Origin of the sequence: Croceivirga lutea (genome assembly GCF_014235875.1) — a bacterium.
Taxonomy (GTDB): domain Bacteria; phylum Bacteroidota; class Bacteroidia; order Flavobacteriales; family Flavobacteriaceae; genus Croceivirga; species Croceivirga lutea.
This window is the reverse complement of the sequence record NZ_JACJUK010000010.1, coordinates 109,232-124,143: the sequence shown is the minus strand read 5'-3', so window position 1 is coordinate 124,143 and position 14,912 is coordinate 109,232. Positions and strand designations below refer to the sequence as shown.

At 37.8% G+C, this 14,912-nt stretch carries 6 protein-coding genes and 1 pseudogene; 4 read left to right on the top strand and 3 right to left on the bottom strand.

The features are described from left to right. A pseudogene (locus tag H5V42_RS14490) lies at positions 1 to 3,993 on the top strand (hypothetical protein); the annotation flags it as partial. A 265-nt stretch (positions 3,994 to 4,258) separates the two neighbouring features. Here the strand turns inward: H5V42_RS14490 and H5V42_RS14485 are convergent. Together H5V42_RS14485 and H5V42_RS14480 are read right to left on the bottom strand one after the other, a co-directional pair. After that, positions 4,259 to 6,772, bottom strand: a complete 2,514-nt coding sequence (locus H5V42_RS14485) for a fasciclin domain-containing protein (RefSeq protein ID WP_229665706.1) — start codon at positions 6,770 to 6,772, stop codon at positions 4,259 to 4,261. A 227-nt stretch (positions 6,773 to 6,999) separates the two neighbouring features. Then, a complete protein-coding gene (locus H5V42_RS14480) occupies positions 7,000 to 8,637 on the bottom strand; it encodes a fasciclin domain-containing protein (RefSeq protein ID WP_185783894.1) in 1,638 nt (545 codons plus the stop codon). Between the two features lie 180 nt (positions 8,638 to 8,817). Between H5V42_RS14480 and mnmA the strand changes: the two genes are divergently transcribed. From mnmA to H5V42_RS14465, 3 genes are all read left to right on the top strand, one after another. Next, on the top strand, positions 8,818 to 10,008 hold the full coding sequence (gene mnmA / locus H5V42_RS14475; protein ID WP_185783893.1) for a tRNA 2-thiouridine(34) synthase MnmA: 1,191 nt from the start codon (positions 8,818 to 8,820) through the stop codon (positions 10,006 to 10,008). A gap of 1 nt (position 10,009) precedes the next feature. Continuing rightward, a complete protein-coding gene (locus H5V42_RS14470) occupies positions 10,010 to 10,945 on the top strand; it encodes an NAD(P)H-dependent flavin oxidoreductase (protein WP_185783892.1) in 936 nt (311 codons plus the stop codon). Between the two features lie 68 nt (positions 10,946 to 11,013). Then, positions 11,014 to 11,481: a hypothetical protein gene (locus H5V42_RS14465; RefSeq protein ID WP_185783891.1), complete on the top strand. Its 468-nt coding sequence runs from the start codon at positions 11,014 to 11,016 to the stop codon at positions 11,479 to 11,481. Here H5V42_RS14465 and H5V42_RS14460 read toward each other — a convergent pair. Beyond that, entirely contained in the window at positions 11,478 to 14,888 is a 3,411-nt protein-coding gene (locus tag H5V42_RS14460; RefSeq protein WP_185783890.1) for a DUF7133 domain-containing protein, read from the bottom strand. The genes H5V42_RS14465 and H5V42_RS14460 overlap by 4 nt on opposite strands. Between the last annotated feature and the right edge of the window lie 24 nt (positions 14,889 to 14,912).

Here is a 14,912-nt window from a genome sequence, read left to right as displayed (position 1 = left end):
GATGCGGTAGAAATCTGTAGTGATGAGCAGGTAGACTTAGGAGGTTTACCAACCACATCGAACAATGGTATAACAGGAACATGGAGTGAGGACAATGGAGTTTTCACTTTTACCCCAGCCAAAGAAGAATGTGCTACCACTGCAGAATTGGTTGTTAATGTTACAGATGCGGTTACCCCCACTTTTGATGCGGTAGAAATCTGTAGTGATGAGCAGGTAGACTTAGGAGGTTTACCAACCACATCGAACAATGGTATAACAGGAACATGGAGTGAGGACAATGGAGTTTTCACTTTTACCCCAGCCAAAGAAGAATGTGCTACCACTGCAGAATTGGTTGTTAATGTTACAGATGCGGTTACCCCGACTTTTGATGCGGTAGAAATCTGTAGTGATGAGCAGGTCGACTTAGGAGGTTTACCAACCACATCAAACAATGGCATCACGGGAACATGGAGTGAGGACAATGGAGTTTTCACTTTTACCCCAGCTGAAGAAGAATGTGCCACTACTGCAGAATTGGTTGTTAATGTTACAGATGCGGTTACCCCCACTTTTGATGCAGTAGAAATCTGTAGTGATGAGCAGGTAGACTTAGGAGGTTTACCAACCACATCGAACAATGGCATCACGGGAACATGGAGTGAGGACAATGGAGTTTTCACTTTTACCCCAGCCGAAGAAGAATGTGCCACTACTGCAGAATTGGTATTAATTATTACTCAGAAACCGAACCCAGCAATAACTGAAATTACTTTGTGTTATGATGACAGTTATACTTGGGATGAAAATGGAGAAACCTACTATGCTTCAAACGGTAATATAAAAATCGTTATTGAAGGAGAGAATTGTACTCAAGACAAAATTTTAGTTATCAACGTCCCAGAAATAGTTTCATGTAATATTACCCAAGACGCCTTAGCAACAAATCATTTAACAGCAGATGGAGTAGCTACGGTAAACCCAAGTGGTGGAACATTACCATATACCTATGTATGGGACAACGGAGAAACTACACAAACAGCAAGGTCTTTAACCTACGGTATTCATACCGTTACGGTAACGGATGCCAATGGGTGTGAATCAACATGTCAAATAGATATTGCAAAGGTTCTTTACTGTTGGACAGGTTTACTAAAAAATGTAAGTGAATATGGTGGTAATGATGGGGCTGCAAAGGTTACTGGTAATGGTGGTTATCGTCCTTACACTTTTAAATGGGATGATGGTACTGTTGGTGATACCAACACAAGTCTTACTGCTGGGATTCATTATGTAACAATAACAGATGCAACTGGCGCTACTTCTAGGTGTAATGTAACGGTTGAAGAACCATCAAAAGGTAATTGTGACAAGTTTATGGTCAGTGCTATACAAGATGAGTTGGCTACTAATCATTTAACGGCAGATGGTGTAGCTACTGTTTTTCCAACCGGAGGTTCAGCACCATACACATACATTTGGGATAATGGTGAAACTACGCCAACCGCCAGAAAACTCACTTATGGTTTACATAGCGTAACAGTGATAGATGCAAAGGGATGTGAGTCTACATGTCAGATTGATATAGCAAAGATTCTATACTGTTGGACCGGTTTGCTTAAAAACGTAAGTGAATATGGAGCTAGTGATGGAGCAGCAACAGTTACAGGTAATGGAGGTTATCGTCCTTATACATTTAAGTGGGATGATGGTACCAATGGAGATACCAATACAAATCTTACAGCAGGAGTTCATTATGTAACTATTACAGATGCTTCGGGAGCAACATCACAATGTAGTATTGAGATTTATGAGCCAGGACAAGAAGTATGTGATGGAGTGGATAACGATGGTGATGGAAAAACAGATGAAGGATTTGATGCTGATGGAGATGGTATTGCTGATTGCTTTGATGATTGTGATGATTCTAAAGATAGTGACCATGATGGAATACCAGATTGTAAAGATAAATGTGATCAAGGTGATGATACTGTAGATGTAGATAATGATGGGATTCCGGATGCATGCGATGATGATATATGTATTAAGCCAGAGATGCCAGTTACCGCATGTTATGAAACAGCTGAATGGAATACTGATACCTGTGCATGGGATATTACCGGCGAGCAACCAGAAAAGCCAGAAGTATCATGCTATGGTGAAGCCATATGGAATGCAGATACCTGTGAGTGGGATATAGTTGGTGACCAACCAGAGATGCCAGTTACCGCATGTTATGAAACAGCTGTATGGAATACTGATACTTGTTCATGGGATGTTACCGGCGAGCAACCAGAAAAGCCAGAAGTATCATGCTATGGTGAAGCCATATGGAATGCAGATACCTGTGAGTGGGATATAGTTGGTGACCAACCAGAGATGCCAGTTACCGCATGTTATGAAACAGCTGTATGGAATACTGATACTTGTTCATGGGATGTTACCGGCGAGCAACCAGAAAAGCCAGAAGTATCATGCTATGGTGAAGCCATATGGAATGCAGATACCTGTGAGTGGGATATAGTTGGTGACCAACCAGAGATGCCAGTTACCGCATGTTATGAAACAGCTGTATGGAATACTGATACTTGTTCATGGGATGTTACCGGCGAGCAACCAGAAAAGCCAGAAGTATCATGCTATGGTGAAGCCATATGGAATGCAGATACCTGTGAGTGGGATATAGTTGGTGACCAACCAGAGATGCCAGTTACCGCATGTTATGAAACAGCTGTATGGAATAATGATACTTGTTCATGGGATGTTACCGGCGAGCAACCAGAGATGCCAGAAGTGTCTTGTTATGGTGAAGCAGTATGGAATGCGGATACATGTGAATGGGATATAGTAGGTGATCAGCCAGATATGCCAGTTACAGCATGTTATGAGACAGCTGTATGGAATAATGATACTTGTTCATGGGATGTTACTGGCGAACAACCAGAAGCACCAGAAGTAGAATGTTACCAAGAAGCAATATGGAATGCAGATACTTGTAGTTGGGATGTAATTGGCGACCAGCCAGAAATGCCAGTTACAGCATGTTATGAGACAGCTGTATGGAATAATGCCACTTGTTCTTGGGATGTTACTGGCGAGCAACCAGAAGCACCAGAAGTAGAATGTTACCAAGAAGCAATATGGAATGCAGATACTTGTTCTTGGGATATTACGGGAGACCAACCAGAAATGCCAGAATTGGAATGTTATCAAGAAGCTGAGTGGAATTCAAGTACTTGTGAATGGAATATTAGTGATAATGATGATAAAAGCTGTGCTGGAGGTTCAATAGATAAGTGTGAGACGGCATTTGCCAAGGGTATAAATGGAACCTGTTTCTCTGAATTCGATATTCCTGCAAACCGATGGGGATGGACTAATGCATACCCAACCCAAAATGGGGATTACAGTATGGATTTATTCGCGGCTGCTGGTCAATGTAATACGGCTAATGGAGCTTTGGTAGGTTCAGTTAATGTAAGTTATCAAGATGGTGTTGTGAGTGTATCTGTATCAGTTTATGATGATAAGTATATCATGGAAGAAGCACAGTTGTATGTAGGAGAAGAAAGTCTGCCTAGAAATAACGGAGGGCAGTTAACGGTAGCTCCTGGTCAATACCCACAGCAAGATAATTTAGCAGGTTCATTTACCTCTTATACATTTGATGATGTTGCCGTTGACCAAAATGTATCAAGTTTCTATGTAATAGTTCACGCAACAGTTTGTCCAAAATCGGAACAAAAACAACTTAGTGGAATTAAGCTAATGGCGTATCCGGTAAGATTTAAACAAGAATTGAATCTTGATATAGAATCAAGCTATCAAGGAAAAGGAAATATACTATTCTATGATTCCAACGGTCGAAAAATAAGAGACTTTGGTATACATAATTTAGCTAAAGGTTCAAATTCTGTAAAACTGTATGTAGGTGACGTTGCAGCCGGAATGTATTATATACAAGTAAATACGGGCTATGAAAATAAATCTATTAAAGTAGTTGGAGAATAAAATAGCCTAAAAAAAAACATCCCCCAACAAGTGGGGGATGCTTTAGCCATAAAGTCGGCTAGTTTGGAAAGATTTGGGACTCCAAAGATTCGTATAAATACTGGTTTTAAAAATTAATAGTTGTAAAGCATCTGTTTTTGTATGGCAAAAATTTAATCATGGTTGCTTCATCGATTAACGACACTTTAACTAAAAAATCCCTTGAGAAACTCAAGGGATTTTTTGTAATACTTATACTACGATAAGATGCATTATCTGTCAATTATTAATGCAAAGCATCAATAACGGCTTGTGGTAATAAAACTTTATCTATAATGTGTACTATACCATTACTAGCTTCATTATCCGCAGCGGTTACATTTGCATCCACATCTGTCTTATCTCGTATGGCAACTCCATGACTTAATATTGCAAATAGTGATTCACCTTGTACCGTTACAATTTCTTGATGGTCAGATAAATCGGTTGAAGCTACAGCAGCTCCAGAAACTACATGATACGTTAAAATTGACGCTAATAATGCTTTTTCTTCCGCAGTATCAAAGTCTGCAAGACTGTTGTAAGAATCTCCAAGAGCATCTAATAAGTCAGCAAAAGCTTGATTTGTTGGTGCAAACACAGTGAATGGACCATCACCTTGTAAAACCTCTACCAATCCTGCATCAGCAGTTATAAGCGCATCAACTAATAAACTTAAATCATCTACTGATTGCGCTAACTCAACTATGTCTGTTGATTGTAAATCCATCACAAAATCAATCGCTTCTTGTGGTAATAACACTTTATTTATCACGTGAACTACACCATTGCTAGCATCCACATCAGCAATGACAACTTGAGCAGGACTGTCTGAAGCATCAGCAATAAAAACTCCACCATCTAAGTTTACAGTTAAGTCAGCGCCATTAACCGTAGTTACCATCATACCATCAGATAAATCAGTTGAAAAAGCTTCAGCACCTGCTACCACATGATAGGTCAAAATATCAACCAAAAGTTCTAATTCAGCTTCTGTATCAAAATCAGCTAAACTGTTGTAATCATCACCTAACACCCCTAACAAGGCTACAAAAGCATCATTAGTTGGTGCAAATACAGTAAACGGTCCGTCACCACTCAATGTTTCTACTAAACCGGCATTAGCAGTGGTTAAAGCCTCAACTAGAAGACTTAAATCATCTGTTTCAACTGCGATTTCAACAATGTTCTTCATTTGTAATGACGCTACAAAGTCGATAGCAGATTGTGGTAAGAGTACTTTGTTTATAATGTGAACTACCCCGTTGCTAGCTTCAACATCGGCTGCTGTTACTTCTGCCGGAGTTTCTGATGCATCTTGTATAAAAACACCACCATTTAAGCTAACTGTTAAGTCAGCACCATTAACCGTAGAAACCATCATCCCGTCACTTAAATCAGCAGAAAATGCTGCTGTTCCTGCAACTACATGGTAAGTTAAAATATCAACTAGTAGGGCCAATTCTTCTTCTGTATCAAAATCAGCAAGACTGTTATAATCGTCTCCAAGAACACCTAACAAAGCAACAAAGGCTTCATTTGTTGGAGCAAAAACTGTAAAAGGACCTTCACCGCTCAACGTTTCAACCAAACCAGCATTTGCAGTTGTTAAAGCTTCAACTAATAAGCTTAGGTTATCAGTTTCTATTGCAATTTCTACAATATTTTTCATTTGTAAAGACGCAGCAAAATCTACAGCTTCTTGTGGTAATAAAACTTTGTCTATTGTATGTGCTACACCATTAGAGGCTAAAATATCTGTGCCTGTAATGTTTGCATTAGTCTCAGAAGCATCTCCTATTACAAAAGTTTCTTCAGAAGCTATTACTTCAATGGAATTTTCTGTTAAAGCTGTGGCAACACTACCTTCTGCAAGGTCAGCAGCTAAAACCTGAGCAGGAACAACATGATATAAAAGAATGTTAGTTAAAAGAGCTAGCTCTTCTTCTGTGTCAAAATCGTCTAAACTATTGTAATCATCACCTAAAGCATCTAATAAGTCAACAAAAGCATCATCAGTTGGTGCAAAAACCGTAAACGGGCCTTCACTAGACAAGGTTTCAGCTAAACCTGCTTTGATAACTGCAGCTTCTAGTACAGTTAAGCTTTCAGAAGCTACTACAATGTCTACTAAAGTTTCAGAAGTTTCTTCTTCTTCTTCAGCCTCACCACTTAAAGCATCTAATACCGCTTGTGGTAGTAACACTTTGTTAATTACGTGAACTATACCGTTACTAGCAGTTACATCAGCTAAAATAACTTCGGCATTTGCGTCTGTAGCATCATCTATAAAAACTCCACCTTCAAGAGAAACAGCAATATCTTCACCCTGAACGGTAGTTATAGTCTGACCTTCACTTAAGTCTGTTGATGCTGCGGCAACGCCAGCAACTACGTGATACTGTAAAATTTGGGCCAAAAGCGCCTTTTCTTCGTCAGTATCAAAGTCTTCTAATGTATCAAAACCATCTAGACTAGCTAGTAATGCGGTAAAGGCTTCATTGGTTGGGGCAAAGACGGTGAATGGGCCGTCTGTACTTAAGGTTCCAATTAAATCAGAATCTTCTTTTTCGTCAGCTTTGGTTAGAGCAGCAACAAGAGAGGAAAGATCATCTGTAGCTACAGCGGTTTCTACGATTGTTGAACTTTCTCTATTGGTTTCGGTTCCAGTGTCGTCATCTTTATCATCTTCACAGGAAAATGATAAAAACAAAAGCATTGCGGTTAGCATTACGCCAGTTAATTGTTTGATTTTTTTCATTACAATTTGTTTAATGTTAATTAATTATAAATAAACAGCAAGTATGGTGTTATTAGGGAAAATGTTTAATTTACACCACCATTAGTTCACTATTCTGTCATAAAGATTAAACAATTTTACAATGGTTGCTTTTGTTTAAGTTATTTTATAATAAGTTTAACAAATCTGAAGTTTAAACAAAAAAAATCAGCCTATCAGGCTGATTTGCATTCTCTTGAAACAATAATTTACAAGCTGTCGAGTACCGCCTGTGGTAACAATACCTTATCGATAAAGTGTATTACTCCATTCCCTACTAAAATGTCAGCAGAAGTAACCGTAGCAGCTTTTCCGCTTTTGTCAAGAATAGACACTCCGTTTGTTAAAGAAATTGTCAATTCTTCTCCTTGAAGGGTCTCGATTTGTTGACCGTCTTGTAAAACTGAAGCTGTTGCTTTTATATTTCTTATTAAATGATAAGATAAGATTGTTGATAGCAATTCTAATTCTTCTTCGGTGTCAAAATCTGCTAAACTATCAATACCATCAAGTTCTTCAAACAGACTTAAAAACGCTTGGTTTGTTGGTATAAATAAGGTGAACTCTTCAGAATTTTCGAAAGTTTCTACAAAATCACCTCTTACCATATAATATGCTGCAATGAACATTTCATTTTCAAGGAGCTCGGCTAAACTGTTCTCTGTTTCTGATAGTACAGTATCTATTACCGATTGAGGTACTAATACTCTGTCAACAATATGGATTACGCCATTTGCTGCTGGAATATCGGTAACGACAAAATTTACATTTAGATTTATTTCAACATCTATCTCCAAATTTGCTTCTTCATAATTTGTATTTAGTGCATCTTTAAGCACAAAACCTTCAGCAGTTTCTGCTACGGAAATTACATCACCAAGTAAGGTTGTAATTTCTCCTGAAGCCAAATCAGTGGACGAAACTGTACCCTCTACTACATGGTATAACAATACATTTCTCAGTAATTCAATTTCTTCCTCGGTGTCAAAACTTTGGATATCTTCTATGGAGTTTCCAAAAATACCGGCTACAAATAAGAGCGTTTCGTTTGAAGGCGCAAAAACAGTAAATGGACCTTCACTGTCTAAAGTTTCTAAAAGACCAGTTAGTTCTAACGCTTGATATAAAAATTCTAAGTCTTCGTTAGCACCAACCAATTCTGTAATAGTAGGTAAATTACCTCCGCTATCAATACCTAAACTTTCAAGGAATTCTTGAACTTCTTGAGGAATTAAAATTTTGTCTATTAAATGAACTACGCCATTATTTGCGATGTTATCTACCCCAATGATAGTTGCATCAACAGCTGAAGCGTCTCCAATTACAAAACTATCACCAGCTGCTATTATTTCAATATTTTCATCTGGAACCAAGGTAGTTAATGCGCCTTCTACCAATTCTTTAGAAGGATAATTACCGGGAACAACATGGTAAGATAAGATAAGTTCTAATAGTTGCTTTTCAACAAAAGTGTCAAAATCAGCAAAACTGGAGTAGTTATCACCAAGTAAATCAAATAAATTAGCAGCAGCCTCGTCTGTTGGTGCAAAAATGGTAAAAGGACCTTCGGCATTTAAGGCTTCAACTAGCCCGGCAGTAATAACTGCTTCTTCTAGTTGAGTAAGATTCTCAGCCCCTACAATATAATCAACTACAGAACCATCTGTAGTTGTACCTTCTTCAACATCATTTTCTTCTTCATTTTCTGTAGATTCTTCATCTTCAGTGTCGGTATTTTCAATTTCGTCATCAACTTCTGGGCTGCCATTATCGTCGTTACTGCAGGCAATAAATAAGCAAAAAACAATCAATAACAGTAATTTACTTAGTTGTGGGATGATTTTCATTTTCAAAGTTTTTTGGTTTCGTATTTAAGTTTTTGAAATTAATTCTTAAAGCTTAAAATATTTGATTTGCATCTTTAAGTATTTGTTATGTAGCTATTAAACTTTCGTAAGAATCATGGCTCTTAGTTTTAATAAACGGCAACGCAAGGTTTTGTAATTTTGCACGACTTTACAGATGTTATGAAAAAAGTTGTAGTTGGACTTTCTGGTGGTGTTGATTCTAGTGTGGCAGCTTATTTATTGTTGCAACAAGGTTATGAGGTTATTGGTCTTTTTATGAAAAATTGGCATGATGATTCTGTAACCATATCAGATGAATGTCCTTGGTTAGAAGATAGTAATGATGCGCTTTTAGTGGCTGAGAAATTAGGGATACCTTTTCAAACTGTTGATTTAAGTAAGCAATACAAAGAGCGTATTGTGGACTATATGTTTAATGAATATGAAAAAGGTAGAACTCCCAATCCTGATGTACTTTGCAATAGAGAAATAAAGTTTGATGTTTTTCTTAAAATAGCAATGGATTTAGGGGCAGACTATGTGGCTACGGGGCATTATTGCAGAAAAGGAATACTAGAAAATGCTGACGGAACTAAAACGTATCAATTACTGGCAGGAGTAGACGGTAATAAAGACCAGTCTTATTTTTTATGTCAAGTTTCACAAGAACAGCTTTCAAAAGCACTTTTTCCAGTTGGAGAACTCACCAAACCAGAGGTGCGAAAAATTGCTGCAGAACAAAATTTAATTACTGCCGAGAAAAGAGATTCTCAAGGCCTTTGTTTTATTGGTAAAGTTCGATTACCTGATTTTTTACAGCAAAAATTGAAACCTAAAAAGGGCGTTATTGTAGAAGTTGATAGTGATATTGCTCAATATCAAAATCAATCAAATTCTTATGATACAAAACTAGAAGAACTGGTTAATAACGCTGAAAAACCACACTATTCTTTAACAGATGGTAAGGTGGTTGGTGAGCATCAAGGTGCTCATTATTTTACAATAGGCCAACGTAAAGGTTTAGATGTTGGTGGAACTAAAGAACCTTTATTTGTTATTGAAACTAATGTTGATGAGAATATAATATACACAGGTCAAGGTAAAAACCATCCTGGATTATACAGAAAAACCTTGTTTGTAAATGATGATGAATTACATTGGATACGCACAGATTTAACCTTGGCAATTGATGAGCATATGCAGGTAATGGCGCGTATTCGGTATCGTCAACCTTTACAAAAAGCCACGCTATACAAAGTGTCTGGCGGGCTCTTTGTTGATTTTGAAGAAAAGCAGTCTGCAATTGCTGAAGGTCAATTTGTTGCCTGGTATAATGGTGATGAACTTTTGGGTTCTGGAGTAATTTCATAATATGACAACTAAGATTCAAGAACTTTTCAATATTAAATACCCTATTATTCAGGGAGGAATGATTTGGGCTAGCGGTTGGCGTTTAGCAGCTGCAGTATCTAATGCTGGAGGATTAGGCCTAATAGGGGCCGCAAGCATGTATCCAGAGGTGCTTAGAGAACATATTCAAAAATGTAAAAAAGCCACAGACAAACCTTTTGGTGTTAATGTACCTATGCTTTATCCTGATTTAGAAGAAATCATGAAGATTATTGTGGATGAAGGAGTAAAGATTGTATTCACTTCTGCGGGTAATCCAAAAGTATGGACACCTTATTTTAAAAAACATGGTATCACTGTAGTACATGTAGTAAGCAGTTTAAAATTTGCTTTAAAGGCACAAAATGCAGGAGTAGATGCAGTTGTTGCAGAAGGTTTTGAAGCTGGCGGACATAACGGTAGAGATGAAACCACAACCATGGTTCTTATTCCTTTAGTAAAAGAAAATATTCAAATACCCTTAATAGCTGCTGGTGGTATTGCCAACGGAAAACAAATGCTTGCAGCCATGGTATTAGGTGCAGACGGCGTTCAAGTGGGTAGTAGATTTGTTGCCACACCAGAGGCTTCATCACATTTATTATTTAAAGAAGCAGTATTGAATGCTAATGAAGGTGACACCCATCTTACGTTAAAAGAATTAGCTCCAGTTAGACTGCTAAAAAATAAGTTTTATACTGATGTTCAAGCGGCTTATGAGAAATGTGCTACGGTAGACGAGTTAAAAAAACTATTAGGGCGGGCACGTGCAAAAAGAGGAATGTTTGAGGGTGATATGGATGAAGGTGAATTAGAAATAGGTCAGGTTTCGGCTATGATTTCTGAAATTAAGCCTGCTGCAGCTGTTGTCTCAGAACTTATGGAGGAGTTTGAATCGTCAAAGGCAGTATTGAAATAGCTATAATTTTAAAACAAAATACCTGTTTTAATCGTTAGGTAATTGAAAGTGATTTTAATTTAGATAGATTGAAAAGATTTTTACCTCATATTTTTTTTCTACTAGTTGGTATTGTTTATGGGCAAACCAACAGATATACATTTTCACCTAGAGATGTAGAATTACATTCCGTTGCAGGTAATCTAGCTGCTGCAACTGGTAGTGAACTACTTTGTGAGTTTACAGGTAACCAAAGATTATATAGAATTTTAGGAGCAATAGGGGGTAGTGCAATTGCAGGATTAGGTAAAGAAGTTTTTGATAGCCGTGATGGGGGTACAGGTTGGAGTAATAATGATGTACTTACAACTGTCATAGGTGGGTTAAGTTTTACCGTAAATATTGAGTTATTTAATGCTGCTCACACAAAAAAAAGACCAAAACAGGAAGGTACTGCTTTGGTCGTTTTAGATGAAAATATGTATTCGTTTAGAAATTTATCTAATCAAGAATTACCAGCTTTGTCTTCTTTAGCCATTCCTGATTTATGGGATTAAGCCCCTTCTTTAGTTTTTAGACTACTTAAAAATTGAATTAAATCTCTAAGCTCTCTTTTAGTTATCATTTTACCCATAGGAGGCATACCAGATGGCATATTAGTTCTGTTCTGTATTCTAGAATGCGCAACTTTTAACGGTTCCGCTTCATTTGTTCTTAGAATCAATTCTTTGGCATTTTCTTCGATTAAAAGTCCATTTACCTCTTGCCCGTTGGTTAGTGTTAGTTTTACACTGCCGTAGCCAGGTGCTAAACGTTTAGATGGTTCTATTAGCGACTCTAAAATTTGTTCTCGGGTAAGTACATTTCCAATATTATCCATAGGTGGACCAACTTTACCGCCAGAACCTTTTAGTGCATGGCAACGCACACACTGAGCGGTGGAATTACTCACAAAAACTGATTGCCCTGCCCACCAGTTACCACCGTAAAGGGTTTCAGTATAACTCTCTGTTCCGTAGCCTTTGGCTTTTAATAGAGCTAATTTAGTGTTTAAAGCCTCTCCGCCATGTTGTTCGGCAGCTTCTATTAAATCGAGCATGGCCGCATCATTAACTTGCCCTCTGGCAGCTTTTGATAAAATACTACCCAATACTACTTCTGAATTTTCTTTTGGCATTTCGGCTAATACCGCCAAAATAGCTTGTTGTTCATTAGCACCACCTTTTTCAAAAATTGGATTTACTACTCCAGGTAAATCTTCTTTAGCAATATCTAATTCACTTAATAATCCAATAGCGGTTCTTCTAACTTGTTCATTTTTATCTGCCATGCCCGTTTTCATAACTTTAGCAAGATTTGGGTAGGCTAAGCTGCCCAAGGCTTTAAGCGCTTCAGATTTTGCACCAGAAGCTGTGTTGGCGTTTAGTATTTGAACTAATCTTGCCTCATGACCTTTTAATTGTAAAGCAGCCAACAGTTTAATAGCCCCTTCTAATACGTTAGAATCTTCTTCATTTAATAGCTCCTCAATATCAGCATTCACCATTTGCTGCACTGGTTCAATAGCTCTTTCAACTGCTCCGCGATATCTACCGTCAACGCGGTCCATTAAGGATGGTGCCATCCAGGTACTTAATGCGGCTAAAGCTTCTCCTCTTAAAACTGAAGGATTGTTGGTGTTTTTTGCAAAAGTGATTAACCCTTTCATTTGGTCTTCACCACCAACCCGTAAGGCAGCATTAATAGCTCTTCGGAGAATTGGTTCAGATTTAAATTTTGTAGTATTTAAGATGCTAGCAAGAGCTGGTAAGGCCTTTTCTATTGACGTATCATCATTTATTGCTCTAGCAGCGTCAGCAACAATTAATTCATCAGCATCATTTAAAAAGAGTGCTACCTTTTCACTTTTTAATCTTCTTAATGTGAGAACCGCAGCTATTCGTAAAGAACGATTATCAGCATTTGCCAATGCCATCAATGGCGCTTCTTTTCCTATTCTAGATAATGCTAAAACCGCTGCATGTCTTATGTATAAATCGTTATCCGCGTTTTGAGCAATTACATCTAAAAGTGGTTGAATTGCTTTTTCACTTTTTATTCTACCTAAGGCCTGTGCTGCAAAAAACTGAATTCTTGGCTCTTCTGATTTTAAGAGGGAAATCATTGTTTTTTCACCTACAGCGTTGCGAACGTCACCAAGAACTTTTAAACTTTGGGCTACGATTTCTTTGTCACTATCATTTAATAAATCAACCAAAACATCTGCCTTAGAATTAGCTTTAGCAGCAATTTGACCAATACCCCAAATAGCATGAATTCTTGGAATTGGGTTACGTTGATTTTTAGCCACTTCTTTAAGTTTGCGATACCCCCAAAAGGTGCTCTTGGCAAGTTCAAATTGTGCTTTTTGTCGTACACGCATATCTGGGTAAGACAAAAGTGAAATTAACTCATCATTATTTAAATCTTCAAAATTAGACTGTAGCCACTTTTTGGTTTCCTCACGCTCCGAACTTAAATCATTCTCAGCTTCGGTAACGTCTATTTTCCAAACTCTACCGGCATTTTTAGGTCCCCAGCCTGTTAACCAATCAGTTGCGTAAAGTGCACCATCTGGACCAAATTGCATACCCGTAGGTAAAATACCACTGACTAAATCTTCTTCTGAATTTAACTCAAAAGATGCCCCTTTTGGTTTTAAGTCAAAAGACCAGATATGAGATATAGAAGGGTCACCAACAAATTCTACTAAAAAGAATTTGTTGGTAAATCTTGAGCCTAAGGCTGTACCGGGATTAAATAACATTCCCGTTGGGCCATTATGGTAATTCATTATAGGCGGAATTATATGACTTGCTTGGCCTTGCCATCTTGGTATGTAGAGTTTCTCATCCATCCAAACATTATAGCCATTGTTTAAAGGGTCTGTGTATTTACCGTATTGCCAATTTGAACGCCATCCAGCATCTGAACCTTCAACTATATGTACTAAGCGTTCACTTTCACCTTGATGGTCACCATCATTATCAGATGAAATTAAATTACCGTAGGTGTCAAAAACAAACTCATGTGTGTTTCGTAATCCACTTGCGTAAACTTCAAAATCAGAACCATCTGGATTGCAACGAACAATAACGCCTTCGTTGGGGTAGGGGTAATTATTTCCGGCGTTATCTGTAATGTTAGCACCGATATCTCCAATACCCCAATATAGTTTGCCATCTGGACCCATTATTGCCCCAGACATGCCATGGCCGCCAAAACCAATGTGAACGCCAAACCCTGTTGCTAGAGATTTTTTAGTTTCAAAAACCTCATCACCATTCGTATCTTTTAATTGCCACATATCTGGTGCTATACCCACATACAAGTTCTCGCCATCAATTAATATAGCGTTAGCAACATCTGAAACTTCGGTATTAAAATCTTGGACCACTCGCGTTGCCTTTTCTGCGAGGCCGTCACCATCTTTATCTTCTAGTTTCCATACTTCATCTTTTTCTACCGCTAAATCTTTCCAATCATGACTGCCATCTTCATTTAAATCGGCTAACCAAGAATTTTCATCACTTAATTCTGGTGCAAATGTTTCATGTAGAAAAGCTCTACGTTCTTCAACATCTGTAAAACTTATAGAACTGGTCATCCAATGACGATAACCTCTAATATCAAACTCTGAATTTTTTGGCCGTACAGCCCTAGTAAAGTATAAATTTCCTTGGGCATCCATATCCATGGCAATAGGGTCTGGAGCTAAAGTATCTGGTGCCCATAGGTCTAATTTTAAACCTTCAGCAATTTTAATACTGCCAATGTTTTGGGCTTCAGTTACTTTTTGTTGCAAATACGCTTCGTCTAAATTTACCACCAGAGGAGTTTCTAATGGTTTTTCAGGATTTGATGAGCAAGAAGTGAGCACACCAAATAGTACGCTCAAAATAATGAGCAACGGTTTTTTAAGCATGATGGATTAGTTTGTCTTCAGTTA